23 protein-coding genes and 2 tRNA genes are annotated in these 23,428 nt (G+C 71.2%); 10 read left to right on the top strand and 15 right to left on the bottom strand.

Annotated features, from left to right (window positions below):
• Window positions 1–3 precede the first annotated feature (3 nt).
• Complete coding sequence (locus ISG29_RS01860; protein ID WP_328827570.1) at window positions 4–1,026, bottom strand: NAD(P)H-dependent glycerol-3-phosphate dehydrogenase; 1,023 nt, start codon at window positions 1,024–1,026, stop codon at window positions 4–6.
• 4 nt (window positions 1,027–1,030) lie between these two features.
• Window positions 1,031–1,768 (bottom strand): lysophospholipid acyltransferase family protein, encoded by a 738-nt coding sequence (locus ISG29_RS01855; RefSeq protein ID WP_194501647.1) that lies wholly within the window; start codon window positions 1,766–1,768, stop codon window positions 1,031–1,033.
• Window positions 1,769–1,819: 51 nt separating this feature from the next.
• Between ISG29_RS01855 and cofC the strand changes: the two genes are divergently transcribed.
• The gene (gene cofC, locus ISG29_RS01850; protein WP_194501646.1) at window positions 1,820–2,464 is read left to right on the top strand and encodes a 2-phospho-L-lactate guanylyltransferase; all 645 of its coding nucleotides are present in this window, start codon (window positions 1,820–1,822) and stop codon (window positions 2,462–2,464) included.
• Window positions 2,465–2,542: 78 nt separating this feature from the next.
• Here the strand turns inward: cofC and ISG29_RS01845 are convergent, their stop codons facing one another.
• The 3 genes from ISG29_RS01845 to leuC all read right to left on the bottom strand — a co-directional run bounded on the left by ISG29_RS01845 (window position 2,543) and on the right by leuC (window position 5,447).
• Entirely contained in the window at window positions 2,543–3,277 is a 735-nt protein-coding gene (locus ISG29_RS01845) for an HU family DNA-binding protein (RefSeq protein ID WP_194501645.1), read from the bottom strand.
• A 137-nt stretch (window positions 3,278–3,414) separates the two neighbouring features.
• Window positions 3,415–4,020: a 3-isopropylmalate dehydratase small subunit gene (leuD, locus tag ISG29_RS01840; RefSeq protein WP_194501644.1), complete on the bottom strand. Its 606-nt coding sequence runs from the start codon at window positions 4,018–4,020 to the stop codon at window positions 3,415–3,417.
• Window positions 4,021–4,046: 26 nt separating this feature from the next.
• Window positions 4,047–5,447, bottom strand: a complete 1,401-nt coding sequence (leuC, locus tag ISG29_RS01835; protein ID WP_194501643.1) for a 3-isopropylmalate dehydratase large subunit — start codon at window positions 5,445–5,447, stop codon at window positions 4,047–4,049.
• A gap of 180 nt (window positions 5,448–5,627) precedes the next feature.
• Here leuC and ISG29_RS01830 point away from each other — a divergent pair, with 180 nt between their 5' ends.
• Window positions 5,628–6,377, top strand: coding sequence for an IclR family transcriptional regulator (locus ISG29_RS01830; RefSeq protein WP_194501642.1), 750 nt, complete (start codon window positions 5,628–5,630; stop codon window positions 6,375–6,377).
• A gap of 154 nt (window positions 6,378–6,531) precedes the next feature.
• On the opposite strand, the gene ISG29_RS01825 is transcribed toward ISG29_RS01830, so the two are convergent.
• Window positions 6,532–7,011 (bottom strand): methylated-DNA--[protein]-cysteine S-methyltransferase, encoded by a 480-nt coding sequence (locus ISG29_RS01825; protein ID WP_194501641.1) that lies wholly within the window; start codon window positions 7,009–7,011, stop codon window positions 6,532–6,534.
• A 3-nt stretch (window positions 7,012–7,014) separates the two neighbouring features.
• Window positions 7,015–8,556, bottom strand: a complete 1,542-nt coding sequence (locus ISG29_RS01820) for an Ada metal-binding domain-containing protein (RefSeq protein WP_194501640.1) — start codon at window positions 8,554–8,556, stop codon at window positions 7,015–7,017.
• A 105-nt stretch (window positions 8,557–8,661) separates the two neighbouring features.
• Here ISG29_RS01820 and ISG29_RS01815 point away from each other — a divergent pair, with 105 nt between their 5' ends.
• Window positions 8,662–9,843, top strand: a complete 1,182-nt coding sequence (locus tag ISG29_RS01815; protein ID WP_194501639.1) for an LCP family protein — start codon at window positions 8,662–8,664, stop codon at window positions 9,841–9,843.
• Window positions 9,844–10,145: 302 nt separating this feature from the next.
• Here the strand turns inward: ISG29_RS01815 and ISG29_RS01810 are convergent, their stop codons facing one another.
• From ISG29_RS01810 to ISG29_RS01780, 7 genes are all read right to left on the bottom strand, one after another.
• Window positions 10,146–10,565, bottom strand: coding sequence for a hypothetical protein (locus tag ISG29_RS01810; RefSeq protein WP_194501638.1), 420 nt, complete (start codon window positions 10,563–10,565; stop codon window positions 10,146–10,148).
• 90 nt (window positions 10,566–10,655) lie between these two features.
• Window positions 10,656–10,728 (bottom strand) — tRNA-Glu (locus tag ISG29_RS01805).
• 127 nt (window positions 10,729–10,855) lie between these two features.
• Window positions 10,856–10,930 (bottom strand) — tRNA-Gln (locus ISG29_RS01800).
• A 51-nt stretch (window positions 10,931–10,981) separates the two neighbouring features.
• On the bottom strand, window positions 10,982–11,959 hold the full coding sequence (locus ISG29_RS21480) for a CPBP family intramembrane glutamic endopeptidase (RefSeq protein ID WP_194501637.1): 978 nt from the start codon (window positions 11,957–11,959) through the stop codon (window positions 10,982–10,984).
• 7 nt (window positions 11,960–11,966) lie between these two features.
• Window positions 11,967–13,427 carry a glutamate--tRNA ligase gene (gltX, locus tag ISG29_RS01790; protein ID WP_194501636.1) on the bottom strand — a complete coding sequence of 487 codons (1,461 nt, stop codon included), beginning with the start codon at window positions 13,425–13,427 and terminating at the stop codon, window positions 11,967–11,969.
• 33 nt (window positions 13,428–13,460) lie between these two features.
• Entirely contained in the window at window positions 13,461–14,270 is an 810-nt protein-coding gene (locus ISG29_RS01785) for a fumarylacetoacetate hydrolase family protein (protein ID WP_194501635.1), read from the bottom strand.
• A gap of 38 nt (window positions 14,271–14,308) precedes the next feature.
• Window positions 14,309–14,920: a MarC family protein gene (locus tag ISG29_RS01780; protein WP_328827563.1), complete on the bottom strand. Its 612-nt coding sequence runs from the start codon at window positions 14,918–14,920 to the stop codon at window positions 14,309–14,311.
• 65 nt (window positions 14,921–14,985) lie between these two features.
• Here ISG29_RS01780 and ISG29_RS01775 point away from each other — a divergent pair, with 65 nt between their 5' ends.
• The 6 genes from ISG29_RS01775 to ISG29_RS01750 all read left to right on the top strand — a co-directional run bounded on the left by ISG29_RS01775 (window position 14,986) and on the right by ISG29_RS01750 (window position 22,201).
• The gene (locus ISG29_RS01775) at window positions 14,986–15,807 is read left to right on the top strand and encodes a 3-methyladenine DNA glycosylase (RefSeq protein WP_194501634.1); all 822 of its coding nucleotides are present in this window, start codon (window positions 14,986–14,988) and stop codon (window positions 15,805–15,807) included.
• A 48-nt stretch (window positions 15,808–15,855) separates the two neighbouring features.
• The gene (locus ISG29_RS01770; protein ID WP_194501633.1) at window positions 15,856–16,230 is read left to right on the top strand and encodes a hypothetical protein; all 375 of its coding nucleotides are present in this window, start codon (window positions 15,856–15,858) and stop codon (window positions 16,228–16,230) included.
• Window positions 16,231–16,407: 177 nt separating this feature from the next.
• Window positions 16,408–17,010 (top strand): pentapeptide repeat-containing protein, encoded by a 603-nt coding sequence (locus ISG29_RS01765; RefSeq protein ID WP_194501632.1) that lies wholly within the window; start codon window positions 16,408–16,410, stop codon window positions 17,008–17,010.
• 93 nt (window positions 17,011–17,103) lie between these two features.
• Window positions 17,104–18,597 (top strand): pyridoxal phosphate-dependent decarboxylase family protein, encoded by a 1,494-nt coding sequence (locus tag ISG29_RS01760; RefSeq protein ID WP_328827558.1) that lies wholly within the window; start codon window positions 17,104–17,106, stop codon window positions 18,595–18,597.
• A complete protein-coding gene (locus tag ISG29_RS01755) occupies window positions 18,594–19,910 on the top strand; it encodes a lysine N(6)-hydroxylase/L-ornithine N(5)-oxygenase family protein (protein ID WP_194501631.1) in 1,317 nt (438 codons plus the stop codon). The genes ISG29_RS01760 and ISG29_RS01755 overlap by 4 nt, the downstream gene beginning before the upstream one ends.
• Window positions 19,907–22,201 carry a GNAT family N-acetyltransferase gene (locus ISG29_RS01750; protein WP_194501630.1) on the top strand — a complete coding sequence of 765 codons (2,295 nt, stop codon included), beginning with the start codon at window positions 19,907–19,909 and terminating at the stop codon, window positions 22,199–22,201. The genes ISG29_RS01755 and ISG29_RS01750 overlap by 4 nt, the downstream gene beginning before the upstream one ends.
• Here the strand turns inward: ISG29_RS01750 and ISG29_RS01745 are convergent.
• Window positions 22,182–22,754: a TetR/AcrR family transcriptional regulator C-terminal domain-containing protein gene (locus tag ISG29_RS01745; RefSeq protein WP_194501629.1), complete on the bottom strand. Its 573-nt coding sequence runs from the start codon at window positions 22,752–22,754 to the stop codon at window positions 22,182–22,184. The genes ISG29_RS01750 and ISG29_RS01745 overlap by 20 nt on opposite strands.
• Before the next feature lie 73 nt (window positions 22,755–22,827).
• Here ISG29_RS01745 and ISG29_RS01740 point away from each other — a divergent pair, with 73 nt between their 5' ends.
• On the top strand, window positions 22,828–23,424 hold the full coding sequence (locus ISG29_RS01740; protein ID WP_194501628.1) for a biotin transporter BioY: 597 nt from the start codon (window positions 22,828–22,830) through the stop codon (window positions 23,422–23,424).
• Window positions 23,425–23,428 lie beyond the last annotated feature (4 nt).

Here is a 23,428-nt window from a genome sequence, read left to right as displayed (position 1 = left end):
GGGTCAGTCGGTCTCGGCCTTGGTGTCACGGGCGAGGACGGCGTCCATCATCTCGTTCGCGGTCATGCGGCCGGCCACGACGTCGTCGACGTACATCGCGATGGGGGCGTCACACCCCGACTGCTCAGCGAGCGCGCGCAAGGAGGCGCAGGACTTGGCCCCCTCCGCGACCTGGCGGGTCGAGGCGTAGATCTCCTCGGCGGTCTGTCCACGTCCCAGCCGCTCGCCGAAGGTGCGGTTGCGTGAGAGGGGCGAGGAGCACGTGGCGACCAGGTCGCCGAGACCCGCGAGCCCCATGAGCGTGAGCGGGTTGGCGCCGAGCTTCATGCCCAGGCGCGCGGTCTCGGCGAGCCCACGGGTGATGATCGAGGCGGTCGTGTTGTCGCCGAACCCGAGCCCCACCGCCATGCCGACGGCCAGGCCGACCACGTTCTTGTAGGCACCGCCGAGCTCGCAGCCGAGCACGTCGACCGAGGTGTAGGGGCGGAACGCCGGGCTGTGCACCCGCCGCTGCAGACGCACCGCGACCTGCTCGTCGGCGCACGCCACCACGGCCGCAGCCGGCTCCCGGCGTGCGATCTCCTTCGCCAGGTTGGGGCCGCTGATGACGGCGATCCGTTCCGGGCCGGCCCCGGTGACCTGCTCCATCACCTGGCTCATCCGGTTCAGTGTCGACAGCTCGACACCCTTCATGAGCGAGACCATCACGGCGTCGGCGGGCAGGTGCGGTGCCCAGGCCACCAGGTTCTCGCGGAAGGTCTGCGACGGGGTCGCCCACACCACGACGTCGGCCTGGTCGAAGGCCTCCTGCACGTCACTCGTCGCGGACACGTTCGGTGGCAACTCGATGCCGTGCAGGTAGTCGGTGTTCTCGCGCTTCTCGTTGATCGCGCGCGCCACCTCCTCACGCCGTGCCCAGATGGTCACGTCGTTGCCCGCGTCGGCCAGCACGATCGAGAACGCGGTGCCCCACGACCCCGCGCCGAACACCGCCACCTTGCCCCACTCAGGGTGCACCGCACTCACGTCGTCAGCGTCCCTTCTTGTACCGGTCGCCCGAGACTTTCATGTCGTAGCGCTGCTCGGGCGGCGCCTCGCCCCGGATCTGTGCCAGTTGCGCCGTGATGGCGTCGAGGATGCGGTCGGTTGCCTGCTTCACCACGGCGACGGTGTGCTCCTGGGCGGTCAGGTCGCTGAGGTCGACCGGCTCGCCCACCGACATCGTGATGTGCTTGCGCGGCACGACACGCGGTCGCTTCGTGTACGGCGGCAACAGATCCTGCGCTCCCCACTGACCCACCGGCAGTACCGGGCATCCGGTCTCGAGGGCGATGCGCGCGGCACCCGACTTGCCGGTCATCGGCCAGCCGTCAGGGTCTCGGGTCAGCGTGCCTTCGGGGTAGATCACCACGCACTCACCCGCCCGGACGGCGGCGCACGCGGCGGCATAGGCGCCGGTGCCGCCGCGGCGGCGATCGACCGGGATCTGGCCCGCGGCAGTCATGAAGAAGTTCAGCCAGCGGTTCGCGAACAGCTCGGACTTCGCAAGGTACCGGGGCAACCGTCCGTGGTCGTAGACGATGTGGGCGGCCGTGAAGGGGTCCGCGTGCGAGATGTGGTTCATCACCAGCAGACAGCCGCCGTCAGCCGGGATCCGCTCCCCGTGTCGCCAGTCGTGCGTGGTGGTGGCGAGCAGCGTGGGCTTGACGATCGGGACCGCGAGGTTCCAGGCCCAACCACGGGGTTGGCTCAGCGAGCGGACGGTCACGCAGGGCAGGCTACTCAATAGTCGCCCCGCCCCTGAGAGGATGCGCGCACCATGTCGTCCTCCGTCCCCTCCGCCCGGCCCTTCACCGCCCTCGTGCCGGTCAAGCCGCCCATGGTGGGCAAGAGTCGGCTGGTCGGCATCGACGACGCGGCCCGAGCCCGACTGGCCGCGTCGTTCGCGCTCGACACGGTGTCGGCGCTGAGGGCGGCGAGCCTGGTGCACGCGGTGATCGTCGCCACAGACGACGCAGCCTTCGCCGCCCAGATGCACGAGTTGGGCGCCGTGTGCATTCCCGACGGCTCGGCGGGCGACCTCAACGGCACGCTGGTGCAGACCAAGAACGAGGCCGGCCGGCTCTGGCCCCACTCTCCGCCGGTGGCCGTGTGCGCCGACCTGCCTGCGCTGCGGCCCGACGACATCGATGACGTGCTCGAGCGTGCCTCCGCCGACGTCGCCTGGTTCGTCAGTGACGTGGAGCGCGCGGGTACGACGCTCTACGGGGCGCCGCCACGGAGCTTCTCACCTGGCTACGGCCCCGGCTCACGGGCGCGTCACCTCGAGGCCGGGTGCCGAGAGCTCCCCGCGCCGACGTCTGTCAGCCGCGACGTCGACGACCTCGTCGATCTCCAGGCCGCCGTGGCCCTAGGCGTGGGCGCGCACACGCGCGCCGTGCTCGACGACCTGCGACTGTTCTGAGGGATCGACCGGCGTTCCGCGGCCCACCAGCAGCAGCGCCCCGCCGACTGGGGCGACGGGGCGCTACGCACGGGTGCCTCAGCTCTCGGAGCTGGTCGGCTCCGAGGGGGCCACCTTCTTCGCCGGAACCTTCTTGGCGGGCGCCTTCTTGGCGGGCGCCTTCTTCGCGGGCGCCTTCTTCGCTGCCGGCGCCTTCTTGGCGGACGCCTTCTTGGCGGGCGCCTTCTTCGCTGCCGGCGCCGTCTTCGCAGCGCTCTTCGTGGCCGGAGCCGCCTTCGTCGTCGGCGCCTTCTTCGCGGCCGTCTTCGTGGCCGGCGCCTTCTTCGCGGCCGTCTTCGTGGCCGTCGCCTTCTTCGCGGGAGCCGTCTTCGTGGCCGTCGCCTTCTTCGCGGGAGCCGTCTTCGTCGCCGGTGCCTTCGCAACCGGCGCCTTGGGGGTCGGTGCCTTCTTGGCCGCCTTCTTGGCGCCCGGCATCGCCTTGCGGACCGCCTCGGTGGCGTCCGAAGCGGCGGCCAGCGTGAGCGCGGGCAGTTCCTTGGCTCCGGAGATCACGGCCTTGAGGTCGGCGCCGGGGGTGAACTTCGGGACAGCCTTGGCGGCGGCCTGCTTGCGCTCACCGGTGCGGGGGTTGCGTACCAGCCGCGCGTCGCGCACCTTCTTCTCGAAGGATCCGAAGCCGGTGATGGCGACCTTCTCGCCCTTGGCCACCTCGCGGGTGATGGTGTCGACGACCGACTCGAGCGCGTGTGCCGCTGCCTTGCGATTGCCCTCGAAACGCGCGGCGAGCGTGTCGATGAGCTGCGTCTTGTTCACGATGGATGTCCCTTTCGCACTTCCTCGTCAGACCGCGCGATCGCACGGCACGTGCAAGGCACGCTAGGCATTCCTGTGCGGCACCACAATCATCGGCGTGCCGCGGCGCGCCGATGATCGCTTCGTGGCAGTGCCGATCAGGCGTGCTGGGTGACCGGCTTGAAGCTGGGACGCCGACCCTCGTACGCCGCGATGTCGCTCTCGTGACCCAGCGTCACGCCGATGTCGTCGAGGCCCTCGAGCAACCGCCAACGGGTGTAGTCGTCGATGTCGAAGGAGTCCTCGACGGCGTTCTCCCCCTCCCCCGCGCGCACGGAGCGCGACTCGAGGTCGACGGTGACGCTTGCACCGGGCTGGTCCTCCAGCACGGTCCAGAGCCGCTGCACGACCTTCTCGTCGACCTGCGCGGCGACCAGGCCGGCCTTGCCGCAGTTGCCGCGGAAGATGTCGCCGAACCGGGGCGAGATCACGGCCTTGAAGCCATAGTTCTGCAAGGCCCACACGGCGTGTTCGCGTGAGGAGCCGGTGCCGAAGTCGGGGCCCGCCACGAGCACCGATCCGGGCGCGTAGACCGGGTTGTTGAGGATGAAGTCGGGGTCGTCGCGCCACGCGGCGAAGAGACCGTCCTCGAAACCGGTGCGCGTGACCCGCTTGAGGTAGACGGCGGGGATGATCTGGTCGGTGTCGACGTTGCTGCGGCGCAGCGGCACGCCGACGCCGGTGTGGGTGGTGAACTTGTCCATCACGAAGCTCCTGGGATGTCGGCGGGTCAGTCGAGATCTGCGGGCGAGGAGAGCGTGCCGCGCACGGCGGTCGCGGCGGCCACGGGGATCGACACCAGGTGGGTGCGACCGCCCTTGCCCTGTCGGCCCTCGAAGTTGCGGTTCGACGTCGAGGCGCTGCGCTCCCCGGGGCTGAGCGTGTCGGGGTTCATGCCCAGACACATCGAACAACCCGCGCCACGCCATTCCGCGCCGGCCTCCTTGAAGATGACATCGAGGCCCTCCTCCTCGGCCTGGAGGCGCACTCGCACCGAGCCGGGCACCACGAGCAGCCGGGTGCTCTCGGCGACCTGGCGGCCACGGATCACCTCGGCGGCGAGCCGCAGATCCTCGATGCGTCCGTTGGTGCAGGAGCCCACGAAGACGGTGTCGACGGCGACCTCACGCATCGGCGTCCCGGCCTCGAGGCCCATGTAGGCCAGGGCCTTCTCGCAGGCGACCTTGTCGGACTCCTCCTCGAAGTCCTGGGGGGAGGGCACCGAGGCACCCAGCGGCACTCCCTGACCCGGGTTCGTGCCCCAGGTGACGAACGGCGTCATCTCGCTGGCGTCGAGCACGATCTCGCGGTCGAACTCGGCGTCGTCGTCGGTGCGCAGGCTGCTCCAGTACGCGACGGCGGCGTCCCAGTCGGCGCCCTTCGGGGCCTCGGGGCGGCCCTCGATGTAGTCGAAGGTCGTCTGGTCGGGTGCGATGAGGCCGGCCTTGGCGCCCCACTCGATCGACATGTTGCAGATGGTCATGCGGCCCTCCATCGAGAGTTCCTCGATGGCCGCGCCGCGGTACTCCACGATGTAACCCTGCCCGCCGCCGGTGCCGGTGTGGGCGATGAGGTTGAGCACGAGATCCTTGGCGGTGACGCCGTCGGGCAGCGAGCCGTTGACGGTGACGGCCATGGTCTTGGGCTTCGCCTGGGGCAGTGTCTGGGTGGCCAGCACGTGCTCGACCTCGGAGGTGCCGATGCCGAACGCGATCGCACCGAAGGCGCCGTGGGTCGAGGTGTGGCTGTCGCCGCACACGATGGTCATGCCGGGCTGGGTCAGCCCCAGCTGCGGGCCGACCACGTGCACGATGCCCTGGTCGAGGTCGCCGAGCGGATGCAGCCGCACCCCGAATTCCTCGGCGTTCTTGCGCAGGGTCTCGACCTGGGTGCGCGAGACGGGGTCGGCGATCGGCTTGTCCCAATCGAGCGTGGGCACGTTGTGGTCCTCGGTGGCCAGCGTCAGATCGGGACGACGCACCTGCCGGCCCGCGAGCCGCAAGCCGTCGAAGGCCTGCGGAGAAGTCACCTCGTGGATGAGATGGAGGTCGACGAAGAGCAGGTCGGGTTCTCCCGCGTTCGCCCGGACGACGTGGTCGTCCCACACCTTCTCCGACAAGGTCCTACCCATGACTGACTCCTTCGTCGCGTGGTGCGCCGGGGATCTCCCGCGCTGTTCGACCTGACCCAGCGTACGTCTGGAATCCCATTGAATGAGACAGCAGTCTCGAATGACGGACAGGTCGGGTCGACGGTGAGGCACGCGTCACAAGGGTTGCAATCCCATGATGCGAGACATGAGTATTGGGATATGGACACCAGCGGAGTGGGCGTGCTCGACAAGGCCGCCCAGGTTCTCACGGCCCTCGAATCCGGACCGATGACCCTGGCGAGCCTGGTCACGACGACCGGCCTGGCGCGCCCCACGGCGCACCGGCTCGCCGTCGCGCTCGAGCACCACCGGCTGGTGGCCCGCGACATGCAGGGCCGCTTCGTGCTCGGCCCTCGCCTCTCCGAGCTGTCGGCCGCGGCAGGCGAGGACCGGCTCCTCGCGACGGCCGGCCCCGTGCTCGCTCGACTCCGCGACATCACCGGGGAGTCGGCCCAGCTGTGGCGTCGCCAGGGCGACCACCGCGTCTGCGTGGCCGCCGCCGAACGCCCTTCGGGTCTGCGCGACACGATCCCGGTCGGCGCCCAGCTCACCATGAGCGCCGGCTCCGCGGCCCAGGTGCTGCTCGCCTGGGAGGATGCCGAACGCGTACACCGCGGTCTCCAGAACGCCGCCTTCTCCGCCGCCGCCCTCTCCGGCATCCGCCGACGCGGCTGGGCGCAGTCGATCGGCGAGCGCGAGCAGGGCGTGGCCTCGGTCTCGGCACCCGTGCGCTCCCCCAGCGGCAAGATCATCGCCGCCGTCTCGGTCTCGGGTCCGCTCGAGCGGCTCTCCCGCCAGCCCGGGCGCATGCACGCCCCCGCCGTCATGGCCGCCGCCGAGCGGCTCTCGGAGTCGCTGCGCCGTGCTGCTGCCGAGGGCGCACCCGCCGCCGCGGTCGCCCGGGCCTGAATAGCACCCGGCCGGCGGTTCGGCGGCCCACCGGCGTGGTGGGTCAGGTGCGCTGCTCGGTGCCGGGGTCGACCAGGACGTGCCGGCTCGGACGCGCCCGTCACCGGCCTTCCCCATGGTTCGACCGCCGAGAACCCTGCGACCTCGGCCGAGATCAGAACAGTGCGTCGGTCTCGAGCGAGAGCAGCAGCTGCTTGCGCTCCAGCCCGCCCGCGTAGCCGGTGAGCGTGCCATCGGCACCGATGACCCGGTGGCACGGGATGATGATCGGGATGGGGTTGCGCCCGTTGGCCAGACCGACCGCGCGCGAGGCCGCGTTGGTCATGCCGAGGCGCCGCGCGATCTCTCCGTAACTGGCGGTCTCACCGAAGGCGATGCCGCGCAGTTGCTCCCAGACCCGCTGCTGGAAGTCGGTGCCCTGCGGAGCGAGCGGCAGGTCGAAGACGGTCAGCTCGCGGTCGAAGTAGGCGTACAACTGCCGGGCCGCCTCGACGAGCACCGGCTGGTCGTCGTCCCGGCCGCCCCGAGGGCGCCCGTCACCGGCACCGAAGGGTGCGAACTCCACGGCCGTGAGCGTGTCGCGGTGCTCGACGAGCCGTAGCGGCCCCACCGGGCTGTCGATCTGGGTCCACATGGGTCAGTCCTTCGTCTGGGCGTCGGGTGAGAGGTCGGGAGCCGGTGCAAGCGGCGGTATGAGCGTCTGCCAGAGGTGCAGCAGTGCGGTGGAGCGCCACGGGCTCCACGCGGGAGTGCGGGCGAGGACCGCCTCGAGGTCACGGCCGAGGTTGCGCGCCGCGGTGCGCACACCGACGTCGGTGGGCAAGAACACGTCGGGGTCGGCGAGAGCGCGCATCGCCACGTAGTCGGCGGTCCAGGGGCCGATGCCCGGCAGTGCCAGCAGGCGTGCACGAACCTCGGCGCGGTCGGCTCCTCGATCGAGCCAGAGGTCGTCGCCGGCCAGGGCCGCCGCCAACCCCACCAGGGCCCGGCCTCGGGCACGCGGCATCGGCAGCGTCGCGGGGTCCACCTCGGCGAGTACGCAAGCGCGCGGGAACAGATGGGTCAAGCCGGGCTCGGCGAGCCGGACCGCACGACCGTGGGCGGCGACGATGCGGGCCGTCACGGTGCGGGCCCCGGCCACGGAGACCTGCTGGCCGATCACGGTGCGGATGGCGGTCTCGTCGCCGTCGACCTGGCCCGGCACCCGCAGCCCAGGGCGTGCGGCGACCAGGGGGGCGAGCAGTGCATCGCGCCCGAGGAGAGCATCGACCGGACCGGGGTCGGCGTCGGCATCCAGGAGCCGCCGGGTGCGCTCGACCGCGGCGGAGGTGTCGAGCAGGCTCGCCAGCCGGAAGCGTGCGATGACGAACGCCGTCCGCCCCGCCTGCTCACGCTCCAAGGAGGACGGCGGCTCGACGCGCACCGTGCCCGGCCCGTGCGGCAGGTCGAGGGTACGGGCGTACCAACCCGGGCCGGCGGCCTCGAGCCCCGGCACCACGTGGTAGCCGAGGAAGTCGACCAGCGCGCCCGCGGCGTAGGGGGTGCGCACGGCCAGCCGCAGGCACAGCTCACCCGCCGTCGTGGACGACGCCGGCCCGCGTCCGGCGGCCCGGCGGGCGCGCAGCTCGGTCGGCGACGCGCGGTAGACCTCGCGCAGCGTGTCGTTGAACTGGCGGACGCTGGAGAAGCCGGCCGCGAAGGCGACGTCGGTGAACCCGAGCTCCGTGGTCTCCACGAGCGTGCGCGCGGTCTGGGCACGGCGGGCGCGGGCCAGCGCGAGCGGGCCGGCGCCGAGCTCGCGCACCAGCAGCCGGGTGAGGTGGCGAGGGGTGTAGCCGATCCGTCTGGCCAGCCCGTCGACGCCCTCGCGGTCGACGACACCGTCGGCGACGAGTCGCATGGCTCGGCCGGCGACGTCAGCGGCGACGTCCCACTCCGGGCTGCCCGGCGTCGCGTCGGGCAGACAGCGCTTGCACGCGCGGTACCCGGCGCCCTGCGCCGACGCGGCGGTGCGGTGGAACGTGACATTGTGCCGGGCCGGCGTGCGCGCCGGGCAGCTGGGCCGGCAGTAGATGCCGGTCGTGCGCACCGCCACGTAGAAGACTCCGTCGAAGCGTCGGTCACGCGAGCTCGCGGCCGCGTAGCACGCGGCCTCGTCGAGTGCGGGAGTGCTGGTCACCTAGCCATCCTGACCGACGCGGCTGCGCGGGACTAGCGGGAATCGGACACGGCCGTCCACTGTGAGTTCCCACACGGGTGTGGCGCCATCGGTCATGATCGACGCGTGGCCGACTCCTCCCTGCGTGCAGGGCACCGCTACACGGCGATCCGCGTCATCGTCGTGACCCACCTCGTGCTCGCGCTCGTCACGGCGACCGGAGTCACGCTCGCCTACCGTCACCTCAACGGCAACATCTCCGGTGAGGACGTCAGCACCATGCTGTCGAACCGCCCCGAGAAGAAGAAGGTCGAGGGCCCCAAGGAGCCGCTCAACATCCTCGTCGTGGGCGATGACTCGCGGCAGTGCGAGGGCTGCGACATCGACAATCAAGAGGGCTCGCAGGGCTCCGACGTGACTCTGCTCATCCACGTGTCGGCCGACCGGCAAGACGCCTACGGAGTCTCGTTGCCGCGCGACGCACTCGTCACGCGACCCGATTGCAAGGGGTCCAACGGGCAGACCATCCCCGGCGGCAAGCTCCAGATGTTCAACACCGCCTACGCCGTCGGCGGCGTCGCCTGCACCATCCAGACCGTCGAGCAGCTCACCGGCGTCCGCATCGACCACTACGTCAGCGTCAACTTCGGCAGTTTCGTCGGCATGGTCGACGCCGTGGGCGGGGTCCAGGTGTGCATCCCACGCGAGGTCGACGACCAGGCGCACGGCATCCACTTCGACGCCGGCACCCAGACCCTCGAGGGGCGCCAGGCACTCAATTACGTGCGCGAGCGCTACGTGCTCTCGGTGAACTCCGACATCGGCCGGATGCGCCGCCAGCAGGCGTTCATCGCCTCGATGATCCACAAGGTGTTCTCGGCCGGCACGCTGACCCGCCCCGACCGCGTCTACAACTTCCTCTCGGCCGCGACCCAGTCGCTCACGGTCGACCCCCAGCTCGACAGCATCTCCCACCTGGTCGACCTGGCTCGTCAGTTCAAGTCCACCAACCTCGCCGACATCGACTTCGTGACGGTGCCGTTCGAGACCTACGAGCCCGACCCCAACCGACTCATCTGGTCGCCCAAGGCCGACAAGCTGTGGCGCCGCATCAAGAACGACCGACCGCTCACCAAGAAGCTCCAGCGCCAGTCGATCAACGCCGCCGACCCCGTCGGCTCCACCAGCGCCGACGCCTCCGCCTCGCCTTCCGAGAACCCGTCGGCCTCGGAGTCCGCCGGCACCAAGAAGGCTCAGAACCAGGAGCGGCTGCGGCAGAAGGCCCTCGAAGACGGGTTGTGTGCCTGACCTCGAAGGCACCGGGTCGCCAGCCGGACCCAGCCCACGAGCAGCACGGGCGACCGACCTCCGGTACGGCCTCCGGCGCGGGAGGAGGCTCAGGCGCGCGGCGCGGCCCGGCCGAGGGGCGGACGATCCGCGGCGGCGTCTCCGAGCAGGACGACGCCGACGTCCCGTTCTCGGGACACGGCATCAGCGGCAGGCTGCGCCTCTCCAAGGAGTCCGATTGTTCACGTCCCGGACGCTCGCGACCGTCGCCGGCGCGAGCAGCCTGGACCAGTCGGACGACGACCAGCCTCGGGAGCTCACACCTAGGGCGCCGTGCCCGCGGACGCCAGGTGGCGGTCGAGCATCGCGGCCAGCACGGCCACGCCCAGCAGGGCGATCAGCGGCAGCAGGAACACCCCGATCGTCAACAGTCCGGCCAGGGAGAGCAGGCCGACCGCACCGACCGGCACCCAGCCCGCCCACGTCGCCCAGACATGGTGGCGACTGAGGAGCACGAGTACGACCGTCAGCATCACGGCCGCCGAGACCGCGGCGAGAACGGCGAGCACCACGAGACCATGCGTCTCGAGCAGTGTCGCCGAGGTGGTCTGAGTGCGCTCCCGTCCGTCGACGGACCTCGTCGAGGTGAGTCCGGCATAGACCGGCAGCCGCGCCGCGGCGACGATCAGGAGCACCGTCCAGGCGACGGCGAGCGCCAGCGAGGCAGCGGCGACTCTGCGCATGTCGGCAGGGTACCTCCGACGATCCGTACGTCGGCTCGAGAACGCCGAAGGCCCCGCTCGGCGGGTGCCGAGCGGGGCCTTCGCAGTGCGTACTCCGTACGGGATTCGAACCCGTGTTTCCGGCGTGAGAGGCCAGCGTCCTAGGCCACTAGACGAACGGAGCAAGGTGATGCAGTTGTGACGGGAGGGGCCTCGCGGCCTCTCCGAGCAACCTGCGGAATCGTAGCGGGGAGCCTCGTTCCGCCTCAAATCGGGGCCGCCGTGAGGCGGATCCTCGACCTGATGGTCACTGGCTGGGGTACCAGGACTCGAACCTAGAACAACTGAACCAGAATCAGCCGTGTTGCCAATTACACCATACCCCAAGGGGGTTCCTGGAGCGCTCTGTCGAGCGGCCCCGGGACCGGTTGGGAACCTTACACGCGGCCCGCGCACCCGGCCAAAACGGACGGCGCACCCGCCCGCGCGAGCCCCCGTCGGCGTCCGATCGCGATGGCGAGGAGCAGGTAGACCAGGCTCTGGGTCAGCGTCGTCGGCAGACTCCACCACGAGCCGCCGGTCGGGTTGAGCGCCGAGGTCATGTCACCGAAGGTGAGCGCGAGCCCGAAGGCGACGAAGTTGTTGAGCACGTGCATGGCGATGCCCGCCTCGAGCCCACCCGTGGCGAGCACCAGCGTGCCCGCGACCAGTCCGAATGCGAACCGGTCGACGAAGACGGGGAGATCCTGGCCGATGCCGTGGGCGAGGGCGAAGACGAACGCGGGCACGACGACGGCGACCACCGCGGAGACGCGCGGCCAGCGGGCGAACGCCGAGCCGATGCCCTGGGTGAGGTAGCCGCGGAACACGAACTCCTCCCCCGCGGCCTGCAGCGGCGTGAGCAGCACGACCACCAGCAGGAAGTCGCGGGTGGTGGAGGTGAAGGAGTTGACCGCACCGCTCATCGCCACGCCGTCGCCCTGCTCGGGCACCAGCGCGCCGACCACGAGCGTCGCGACCAGGGCGACGAGCGCGAGGCCCAGGCAGGTGAGGAACCACCGCACGCGGAAGCGCCCGGTGACCGAGACCAGCCAGCCCGCGCGCATGCCGTTCACCAGCCGGCCGACCCCGATGACCGCAGGGATCATCACCGCCCACCCGAGGTTCACCAGGGCCAGGAACGACGGGGTCACCGGGTCGCCGCCGAGCTTGTCGGCGAGTCCGGAGAGCGGGGTGCCGAGCGCGAGGAGCACCGCGGCCACGGGGATGCTCACCGCGACCTGGAGCACGAAGACGCTCACCAGCAGCGCGACCACGCCCAACAGCACCCAGGCCCAGTCCGGCTGGCGGCCGAACGCGAACTGCTGGTGGTAGGGCCGCGCCTTCGCCGTGGTCTCCGGCGGAACCTGGGTCACAGCCGGCTCACGAGGACGCCGCCGCGAGCCGTCCGAGCGAGCGTTCGCGGCCGAGCAGCTCCATGGACTCGAACAGCGGCGGGCTGATGCGACGGCCGGTGATGGCCACGCGCACCGGACCGTAGGCCAGGCGGGGCTTGATGCCCATCTCCTCGACGAGCTTCGTCTGGAGCGCCGCCTGGATCGCGTCGGTCGACCACGACTCCAGGGCCTCCACCGCCTCCCGCGCGGCACTGACGACATCGCGACCGGCATCGTCGAGCAGCTTGGCGGCGTCGGCCTCGTCGAGGGCGAAGTCGGCCTCCTCGACGAAGAGGAAGTCGAGCATGGCCGGTGCCTCGGTGAGCTTGTTCATGCGCTCGGCCACCAGCGGCATCGCCTGCTCGAGCAGCTGCGCGTCGGCGTCGTGCACGGGGTCGCCGAGCACCCCGGCGCCCTGGAGCACCGGGACGAGGCGGTGGGTGAGCTCGTCGAGACCGAGCATGCGCAGGTGGTCGGCGTTGATGGCCTCGGCCTTCTTCAGGTCGAAGCGGGCCGGGTTGGGGTTGACGTCCTTGATGTCGAACGCCTCCACCATCTCGGCCAGCGTGAACACGTCGCGGTCGGCGGCGATCGCCCACCCGAGCAGCGCCAGGTAGTTGAGCAGTCCCTCGGGCAGGAAGCCGGAGTCGCGATACATGAACAGGTGCGCCTGGGGGTCGCGCTTGGAGAGCTTCTTGTTGCCCTCGCCCATGATCAGCGGCAGGTGGCCGAACTCCGGCACCCGGGCGGAGATGCCGAGCTCGACCAGCGCCTGGTGCAGCGGGATCTGACGCGGGGTCGAGGAGAGCAGATCCTCACCACGCAGCACGTGGGTGATGCCCATCAGCGCGTCGTCGACGGGGTTGACCAGCGTGTAGAGCGGGTCGCCATTGGCGCGGCAGAGCGCGAAGTCGGGCACGAACCGGGTCTCGAAGGTGACCTCGCCGCGCACCAGATCCTGCCAGGTCAGCGAGCCGTCGGGCATCCGGAACCGGACGATCGGACGGCGCTCCTCGGCCTCGAAGGCGGCCCGCTGCTCGGCGCTCAGCTCGCGGCAGAAGCCGTCGTACCCCTGCACCTTCGAGCCCGACGCCTTGCGGCGGGCGTCGACCTCCTCGGTGGTGCAGAAGCAGTCGTAGGTGAAGGAGGACTCGCGTAGCTGGGCGAGCACGTCGAGGTAGAGCTCGGTGCGCTCGGACTGCCGGTACGGGCCGTGCGCGCCGCCGACCTCGGGGCCTTCGTCCCAGTCCAGGCCGAGCCAGCGCATCGCGCCGACCATCGCCTCGTACGACTCCTCGGTCGAGCGCGCCTTGTCGGTGTCCTCGATGCGGAACACGAACGTGCCCCGGTGCTGGCGCGCGAACACCCAGTTGTAGAGCGCGGTGCGGGCGAACCCGACGTGCGGGGAGCCGGTGGGCGAGGGGCAGAAGCGGACGCGAACGGTCATCTCACTCAGTTCTGTGGGTGCGGGTGCTGTGGGTCAACGGGCGGCGACGTTGTTGGCGAGCGAGCCGAGGCCGTCGATGGCGACCTCGATCTCGTCGTCCACGTTCATCGGGCCGACGCCCTCGGGGGTGCCGGTGAGGATCACGTCGCCGGGCAGCAGGGTCATCACGCTGCTGACGTGGGCGATGAGGGTCGGGATGTCGAAGATCATGTCGGCGGTGGAACCGTCCTGCACGACGTCGCCGTTGAGGAAGGTCTGCACGCGCACGCCGTCGACGAAGGTCTGGGGGTCGAGGTCGGTCTCGATCCAGGGGCCGAGCGGGCAGAAGGAGTCGAAGCCCTTGGCGCGGGTGAACTGGACGTCGGACTTCTGCAGGTCGCGGGCGGTGACGTCGTTGGCGATGGTGTAGCCGTGGATGACGTCGGTGGCCTGCTCGGCGGGCACGTCGCGGCAGATCCGGCCGATCACCACGGCCAGCTCCCCCTCGTAGTGCAGGTTCTGGGTCTGGCGCGGGTAGAAGATCGGATCGCCGGGGCCCACCACACTGGTGTTGGGCTTGAGGAACATCAACGGCTCCTCCGGCAGGTCGTGGCCCAGCTCGGCGGCGTGGGCGGCGTAGTTGCGGCCGATGCCGACGACCTTGCTGCGCGGCAGCACGGGCGCCAGGAGGCGCACGTCGTCGAGGCGGTACTCCTGGTCGAGCAGCTTGACCCCGACGTAGAGCGGGTCGCCGGCGAGCGCCACGACCATCGCGTCGTCCGCCGGTTGGCCGAGCTCGTCGAGCTCGCCCGTCACGACGCCGTACTGGGGCTCCTCACCGGTGGTGAATCTCGCGATACGCACGTCGCGAGCCTAACGACCTCTGCGCGCGAGACCGGGGGTCAGGTGAGGGCGAGGACGCCGTGGGAGACCAGCTCGACGCCGATGGCCAGGATGAGGAAGCCCATCACCCGGGTCAGCGCGCCGATGCCGGAGGCACCCAGCCGTTCGATGAGCGGCGTGCCGAAGCGCAGCACTCCACCCACGCCGGCGGCCAGCGCCACGCAGCCGACCACCAGTCCGAGGCGGCTCTCGATGCCGGTGTGCCGGGCCGCGAGGGCGATGACGACGCCGATCGCGCCCGGACCCGCCACCAGGGGCAGCGCCATCGGCGAGAACGCCACGGACTCCTTGGTGACGGCGTGGTCGGCCTCACGGCGCGAGATGCCGGGCTTGGGCGCGATCATGCCGAAGCCGGAGTGGGCCACCACGAGACCGCCCGCGATCTGCAGCGAGGGCAGGCTGATACCGAGCGCTCTGAGCACGAGGTCGCCGGCCACCGCGGACACGACCAGGATCGCGCCGACGTAGAGGCCGGTCTGCCACGCCTGGTGGTCGACGTCCTTCTTCTCGCGGCCCTCGGTGAGCGCCGCGAAGGCGGCCAGGCCACCGATCGGATTGGTGATGGGGATGAGAGCGGCGAAGGCGGCGACGCCGACGGTGATCAGGTCCACGCAGACGATCTTGCCGAGTCGCGGGCATGCGCGCGATGCGAGGCCCCTCTCCTAGGCTGGTCGTCATGCCCGTGCTCGACGCCCTCGACCTCGCTCACGCGGCCGAGCGGCAGGAGGCTCACAGCGCGCGGCTCGCGCCGTACGTCGAGCCGCACCTGGCTCGTCGCAAGCGTCGCGAGAAGCACCCGGTGCACGACTTCCTCTTCCAGTACTACTCGTTCCGTCCGGCGCAGCTGACGGCGTGGGGGCCGGGCCTGGCGGGCGACCCGTCGCTGCCGGTGACCGACCAGCAGCGGGCCCTCGCGGGCGTCACGACGCGGCTGCTGAGGGCGACCGCCTCTCGGGCAGCGACCTTGGGGTGTTTCGGCCTACACGAGTGGGCGATGGTCTACCGCACGGCGTCCGGCCGCACCCGACATCCCGCTCCCCTACGGCTGGGTCACGACGGCACCGACGAGGTGGTCGAGTCGCACCGCATCGGGTGCTCGCACTTCGACGCCTTCCGGTTCTTCACCCCCGACGCGCGGCCACTGAACACGCTCTCTCCCGGTGTCGACGACCGCGCCGACTTCGAGCAGCCCGGTTGCCTGCACGCCGGCATGGACCTCTACAAGCACGCCTTCCGGCTCGCGCCGCTCGTGCCCGCCGACCTCGTCGCCGACTGCTTCGAGCTGGCGTGGGACATCAGGATCCTGGACATGCGCGCGGCCCCGTACGACCTCACCGGCTTACGACTGGATCCCACCGGCGAGCCGTGGAGCCCGGTGCGCATCGAGACCCCTGAAGGGAAGCGCGCCTACGCCGCCGCCCAAGCCTCGTTCGCCGCACGCGGTGCACCGCTGCGCGAGGCGCTCAGGGTCGAGTGCGAGCGGATCGCTGAGGGATGACGCGGTGAATCCGAGGGGATGAGGCCGCCGACCGCGGTTCCTGCGATCGTGACCGGCGTGTCCGATGTCGGCGACTCGCCACTGAGCAGTCAGAGGCGCGACTACCCCGCGTGGGGTTACTTCGCCATGGCGATGGTCCTGGTGGCCGTCGGCCTCACCCTCGGCTTGCTCCACGTGATGGACGACCTCACCTACCGGCCCTACCTGCCGTGGTTCATGGTCGCCCTCGGCGTGGTCGCCGCGCTGGCCGGTGCTCGTGAGTGGCGGCGCAACGACTCGCTGACGTCGCGACGCGACAAGCCCGAGCAGGAGCAGCGGGTCGATGAGGAGCGCGCTCGACTCTGGCTGCGTCTGCGTTGGGTCAACGTCCTGGTCGTGCTGGCCGCAGTGGGCGGCGTGCTGGTCTACCTCGCGGTGCGCTGAGCCCGGGCCGCGCACTCCTCGCCGGGGCGTGGCCGGCCGGAGCACCGAGGCCGTCGCCCGGGCACGGGGGCATCGGGGCTGATTCCACGAAAGCGGCGGGGTGCTCGAGGGGCGAGTCGACGACCATGACCCCCGGCTGCCAACCCACATGTCGGCGAGCGCCGTTACCTTGCGAGCATGACCGAGATCGCGGGGCAGACGTTCAGCGGCGAGGACTGGTACGGCGACGACCTCGCCGACGGCCGGTGGACGGCGTGCCGCTTCGTCGACGTCGACCTGACCGAGGCCAGCACGCGCAGCGCCGTGTTCACCGACTGCGTCTTCGAGGCCTGCCGGTTCAACGCCTCGACCCACGTCTCGTCCGCATTCGTGACCTGCGAGTTCACCCGGTGCAACCTCTTCGACGCGACCTTCGAGGCATGCAAGCTGACCGGATCGACCTTCACCCGTTGCACGATGCGCCCTCTACGGGTGCTCGGCGGTCAGTGGCGAGGCGTCGGGCTGCGGGGCGCGCACCTCGCCGGCCTCGACCTCAGCGATCTCGACCTGCGCGAGGCCGACCTCTCGCTGGCCGATCTCACCGCCGCCACCCTGCGTGGCGCCCGCCTCTCAGGCGCCGAGCTGCACCAGACCCAGCTCGCGAAGGCCGACCTGCGTGGTGCCGCGCTCGACGGTGTCGACCTGGGTGCCGCCCAGCTGCGTCGGACCACGCTCGACCTCACCGGCGCCGTCTTGTTGGCCGAGTCGAAGGGTGCCGTGGTCGACGTCACGGGGGCCTGAGGCGACGTGGCGTCGGCCACAGACACGTCGGGTTGTGCCGCCAGGCACAATGGAGTTAGGTAAGCCTTACCTCATCTTCTCGGAAGGATCCTCGTGTCGCACCCCACCGCCTCCCCCCGCGCGCACGCAGACGACCCACGCCTGCGGCACCTCCTGCACCCCGATCACGCGGGTGAGTACGAGACCGCCACGCGCCTGGCTGTCACGCACCTCGCCAGCACGCTCAGTCGCGTCCGCGGCCCCGTCACGGGATCCTCACCTGCCCGAGCCGCCGCGAGCGTCGACGCCGTCGACCTCGACCTCCCCCTCGGCTGCACCACCCAGGCCCTGGCCGAGCTCGACCGGGTCTGGCTCGACGACACCGTCTGGTTCCACGAACCCGGCTACGCCGCCCACCTCAACTGCCCCGTCCTGATACCCGCTCTCGTCGCCGAGGTGCTCGTGAGCGGCGTGAACCCGAGCCTCGACACCTTCGACCAGAGCGTGGGTGGCACCTTCATCGAGCGCCGCCTCGTGCAATGGGTGGCAGAGCGCATCGGGTTCTCCAGCGAACGGGCCGACGGCGTGTTCACCTCCGGCGGCACCCAGTCCAACCTCCAGGCCCTGCACCTCGCGCGCGATCGCGCCCTCGAGCGGCCAGGGGTGTGGCCGGCTCGACTGCGCATCCTGGCCTCCGCCGACGCGCACTACTCGGTGCAGCGTTCCGCGCGTCTGCTCGGACTCTCCGAGGACGCCGTCCTCAGTGTTCCGGTCGACGAGCGCCGGCGCATGCTCCCCGACCGGCTCAGTGCCGCCCTCAGCGAGGTCGTCTCGGCCGGCGACAGCGTCATGGCGGTCGTCGCCACCGCCGGCACCACCGACCACGGCAGCATCGACCCCCTCCCCGCGCTGGCGGGGCTCGCTCGGGCGCACGACGCCTGGCTGCACGTCGACGCCGCCTACGGTGGCGGGCTCTTGGTCTCCCGCACCCGGCGGCACCTGCTCGCCGGCATCGAGCAAGCCGACTCTGTCACCGTCGACTTCCACAAGACCTGGTTCCAGCCGGTCTCGTGCAGCGCAGTCATCGTCCGCGAGCGGCGGCACCTGCGCCACGTCGCCGCCCACGCCGACTACCTCAATCCGCGTGACGGTGGTGGCGCCGCGGTGAGCGCCCCCAACCAGGTCGACAAGAGTCTGCAGACCACGCGCCGCTTCGACGCCCTCAAGCTGTGGCTCACGCTGCGGGTCATGGGCGCCGAGGCGATCGGCGACCTGGTCGACGCCATCGTCGATCTCGCCGCGGCGGTGCACGCCCGCTATGCCGTCGACGACCGGATCGAGCTGCACGCCGCACCGGAGCTGAGCACGCTGCTGCTGCGTCCGCGGTGCCCCGGCCTCGACGCCGACGACGTCGACCGACTCGTGCCACGGATACGCGCCGCGCTGTGGAGCGCCGGTGCCCATGTGGTCGCCGCCACGGTCGTCGACGGACGCCGCTGGCTCAAGCTCACCCTGCTCAACCCGATGGCGGAGGTCGACGACATCGCCTCCGTGATCGAGGGCATCGCGGAGACGGCGGCCGCACTGGCGCGGACGGAGGCGGCATGAGCGCCTTCCACACGCAGACGCAGGATCAGCGCCTGCACGACGTCCTGGGCATCGGGCTCGGCCCCTTCAACCTCGGTCTGGCCGCCCTCGCCGACCCCGTCGACGACCTCGACGCGGTGTTCCTCGAGGCCCGCGAGGACGTGCGGTGGCACCCTGGCATGCTGCTGCCCGACGCGACCCTGCAGGTGCCGTTCCTGGCCGACCTCGTCACGATGGCCGACCCCACCTCCCGCTGGTCCTTCCTCGCCTTCCTCAAGGCCACCGACCGGCTCTACCCCTTCTACGTGCGCGAGTCGTTCAACCCGCTGCGCAGCGAGTACGACGACTACCTGACCTGGGTGGCCGAACGGCTGCCCTCGGTGCGGCTGGGCCAACGCGTGGTGAACCTCGAGCGCACCGACGAGGGTGTGTACCTCGCCACCGCGGCGACCGGGCAGCAGTGGCGGGCCCGACGGATCGTGCTGGGCACCGGCACCCGACCGGTCCTGCCGCCGTGCGTACGCGACGCCGGCGGTCCCGCCGTCCACACCGCCGGATATCTCCCGGCGCGCGAGGAGCTCCAGCGCTCGCGCACCATCACCGTCGTCGGCAGCGGCCAGAGCGCCGCCGAGGTCTACTTCGACCTGCTGGCGGCGTCCCCCGACCACGACTACGACCTGGTCTGGCTCACCCGGAGTCCGCGATTCTTCTCCATGGAGTACTCCAAGCTCACCTTGGAGCTGACCTCGCCGGAGTACTCCGCCTATTTCCAGTCGCTGCCGGCCCCCACCCGCGAGCAGCTGCTGCGCGAGCAGCGCAGTCTCTACAAGGGCATCAGCGGCGAGCTGGTCGACGCGATCTCCGACCTGCACTACCGGTTGCGGGTGCAAGGGCACGGACCACGCACCACTTTGGTGTCGAACACCTCGCTGGTCGACGCACGCTGGGACGGCTCGGCCTACGAGCTCGACCTGCACCACGACGAGACCGGCGAGTCCTTCGGCCTGCGCACCGACGGCCTGGTGCTCGGCACCGGCTACCGCGCCGAGCTGCCCGCGTTCCTCGAGGGGGTGCGCGACCGGCTGCACCTCGACGACACGGGTCGGCTGCTCGCCGACTCGACCTTCGCCGTCGACGTCACCGGGCGCGAGATCTTCGTGCAGAACGGTGAGGAGCACACGCACGGCTTCGTCGCCCCGGATCTCGGGATGGGGGCACACCGCAGCGCCACACTGGTCAATGCGCTGACCGGCCGCACCGTGTACGCCGTCGAGAAGCGGGTCGCCACCCAGACCTTCGGCGTGCCCGAGCACCTGCGCCGGGAGCCGGCATGAGGTGCACGCTGGAGCCACTGGTGGTCGACGACGCGACCGTCGCACTGCTGCACGCCTGGGTGACGCACCCGCGCTCGGTGTACTGGCAGCTCGGCGAGGCGACACCCGACGACGTGCGCCGAGAGTACGCCGAGATCGACGCGCGACCCACCCACGACGCCTGGCTGGGGCGAGTCGACGGCGAGCCCCTGTTCCTGGCCGAGACCTACGACCCGGCCGACTCTCCCCTCAAGGATCTGCCGGAGCTAGGCGCCGGCGACCTGGGGATGCACGTGCTGGTCGCACCGCCCGCCCCCGACGCCGGACGCCGCCCGGGGCTCACCCGAGCCGTCTTCGCCGCGGTGCTCGAGCACTGCTTCGCAGGCACCGGCGTACAACGCGTGGTCGTCGAGCCCGACGTGCGCAACGAGGCCATCGCCCGACTCAACAAGGAGGCCGGCTTCACCGTGAGCCGCACCATCGAACTCGACGACAAGACCGCCGCGCTCTCGTTCCTCACCCGTGCCGACTGGGAACGCGCCCGTCACCAACCCCCCGCACCCCACCTGAGCCCGGACCTGCTGGAGCGGGCGCAACGCCGCCTGGTCGTCAAGGCGCTCGGCGAGCTGTGCCACGAGCGACTGCTCGACCCCCGCCCCGACGGCCCCGACCGATGGGTGCTCCAGGCACCGACGGGCAGCCGCTACCGGTTCGCGGCACGCCGGCTGCCGCTCGAGCACTGGCACATCGACCCGGACTCCCTGACCCGTGAGGTCGACGGCGAGCCCGCCCCCCTCGACGTCCAGGAGCTGGTGCTCGAGCACGCCGAGGCCCTCGGGCTGCGCGAGGAGCTGACCGGGGTCTACCTCGAGGAGCTCGCGGCCACCCTGGCCTGGACCTGCTGGCAGCTGGCCCATCCCGGCCCCAGCGTCGAGGCGCTGCTCGAGGCCTCCCACGCCGAGGTCGAGGCTGCCGTCACCGAAGGCCACCCCGGCTTCGTGGCCAATCGAGGTCGCATCGGCTTCTCGTTGGCCGACCACGAGGCCTTCTCCCCCGACGCCGCCCGCCCCGTGCGGCTGGTCTGGCTGGCGGCGCGCCGGCACGCCACCCATCTCTCGCTGGGCGAGGGCTGGGCCGAGACCGACCTGCCGGTGCTCGGCGAGGGCCCCGAGCGCGAGCTGCTGCACGACCGGCTGCGCGAGCGCGGCCTGCACCCCGACGACTACCTGCTGCTGCCCGTGCACCCCTGGCAGTGGGACGCCAAGGTGGCGGTCACCTTCGCCCCCGATGTCGCGCGCCAGGATCTGGTGGTGCTCGGCGAGGGCACCACCCGCTACCAGGCGATGCAGTCGATCCGCACCTTCGCCGACCTCGACGACCCCCGTCGTCCGCAGGTCAAGACCGCCCTGGCGATCCAGAACATGGGCTTCGTGCGCGGCCTCTCCCCCGCCTACATGCGCGAGACCCCCGCGATCAGCGACTGGGTCGCCTCGATCGTCGAGGGCGACCCCGAGCTGCACGGCCGAGGCTTCGAGGTGCTGCGCGAGGTCGCCGCCGTCGGCTACACCGGTGACATCTACCACCGCGCGGCTCCGGGCGCCCCGCAGCGCAAGATGCTCGCCGCGCTCTGGCGTGAGAGCCCGGCGACGGCGCTGCGGGGTGGCGAGGGGGAGGACGAGCGCATCATCACCTTGGCGGCCCTGCTGCACCGCGACCCGACCGGCGCCTCCTACTGCGCCGCCCTGGTGCGTGCGTCGGGTCTCACGCCGCGGGCCTGGTTGCGGCGGCTGCTCGACGCCTACCTACGCCCCGTCGCGCACTGCCTGCTCGCCCACGACCTCGCCTTCATGCCGCACGGCGAGAACGTACTGCTCGTGCTGCGCGGGCAGGCACCGCAACGGTGCGTCATGAAGGATCTCGGCGAGGAGGTCGGCGTGCTGTCGCCGAGCCGGCCGTTGCCGGAATCGGCCGAGCGGGCGCGGGCGGAGGTCGACCCCGACGACCGTTGCCTCGCGGTGCTCACCGATGTCGTCGACGGCGTGCTGCGCCACCTCGCCGCCCTCTGGGAGACCGAGGGGCTCCTCCCGGTCGAGCAGTTCTGGGCCGAGGCGGCCGCCTGCCTGGAGCAGCACGCCCTCGACCACCCCGAGCTCGCCGACGCCGTACGCACCATCGACCTGCAACGGCCGACGTTCCGGCACTCCTGCCTGAACCGGCTACAACTGCGCGATGCCCGGCAGATGGTCGACATCGCCGACCAGGCGTCGTCGCTGCTCTACGCCGGGGAGCTGGTCAACCCGCTCGCCCGCTGAGCCGGACGCCGATGCCGTCGACGATGAGCGCGAGGCCCTCGGCGAAGTCGGAGGGACGCGCCGGCGGGGCGTCGCCGAGAGCGCCGGCAGCGTCGGCCTGGAGGTGCGTCTGCTCGGCGAGCGTGTGGCCGAGCACGTAGTGCAGCACCGTGCCGGCCGCCGTGCGCACCAGCGAGGCCGGCAGCGCGGCGTCGCCGAGCGCCTCGACCAGGGCGTCATGGGGCGCCGCAGCGCCGAGCCCGAAGGCCACGACCGTCGAGACGAGCTCGGCGCCGTCGCGGTAGGCCAGCATCGACTCTCGTAAGGCGCGGGCCGTGCTCACGAGCGTGGCGCGCCAGTCGGCGTCCGCCGGCAGCGCGGGGCGGAAGGTGCGGCGCAGCAGCTCGTCGGCCACGAGGGCCAGGAGCGTCTGTTTGTTGGCGACGTGGTGGTAGAGCGCGCTGGGCCGCACGTCGAGCTCGGCCGCGAGGCGACGCATCGAGAGGTCGGCCAGGCCGTACTCGTCGAGTACGCGCAGCGCCATGCGCACGACATCGTCTCGAGTGTGGGACACGGTGGTCACCCTAGCCGGGGATGGCTCTATCCTGAACACCGTTCAGGTGACTGCGCTTCGAGAAGGACGACTGATGACCATGACCGCGCCCAGCGAGACCGCACCCTCCTCGCGCCCCGGGTTCTCGCCCACCGACCTCGCCCTCGTCGCCGCCTTCGCGGCACTCATCGCCGCGTGCTCGGTGGTCGGCGGCATACCGGTGGGCGGCGGGGCCGTCGACATCACGCTCCAGACCTTCGGCGTGCTGCTCACCGGCGCGGTGCTCGGCCCCACCCGCGGGTTCCTCGCCGGGGCGCTCTACCTCGGCATCGGTGCCGTGGGCCTGCCCGTCTTCGCGGGTCACTCCGGCGGCCTGGCCCCGTTCACCAGCTCCTCGGCGGGCTACCTGATCAGCTTCCCGTTCGCGGCCGCCCTCACCGGTCTCGTGGTCGCCGCGGTCGGCGCCCGACGCACGCGCGCCTGGGCCGTGTTCCTCGCCGCTGTCGCGGGCATGGTGCTCAACCACGCCTGCGGCATCGTCGGCATGAAGCTGTACTTCGGCGTCGGCTGGGCCACCGCGGCCGCCTACGACGCGCCCTTCTGGTTCGTCGATGTCGCCAAGGATCTGCTGGTCGCGATCGTGGCCGCCGAGGTGCACCGCGCGTTCCCGCGGCTGCTCTCGCGCCGCTGAGCGC

This window comes from Nocardioides acrostichi, assembly GCF_015319165.1.
In the GTDB taxonomy this organism is placed as follows: domain Bacteria; phylum Actinomycetota; class Actinomycetes; order Propionibacteriales; family Nocardioidaceae; genus Nocardioides; species Nocardioides acrostichi.
The sequence above is the reverse complement of the archived record's forward strand: the minus strand, read 5'-3'. Positions and strand labels throughout refer to the sequence as shown.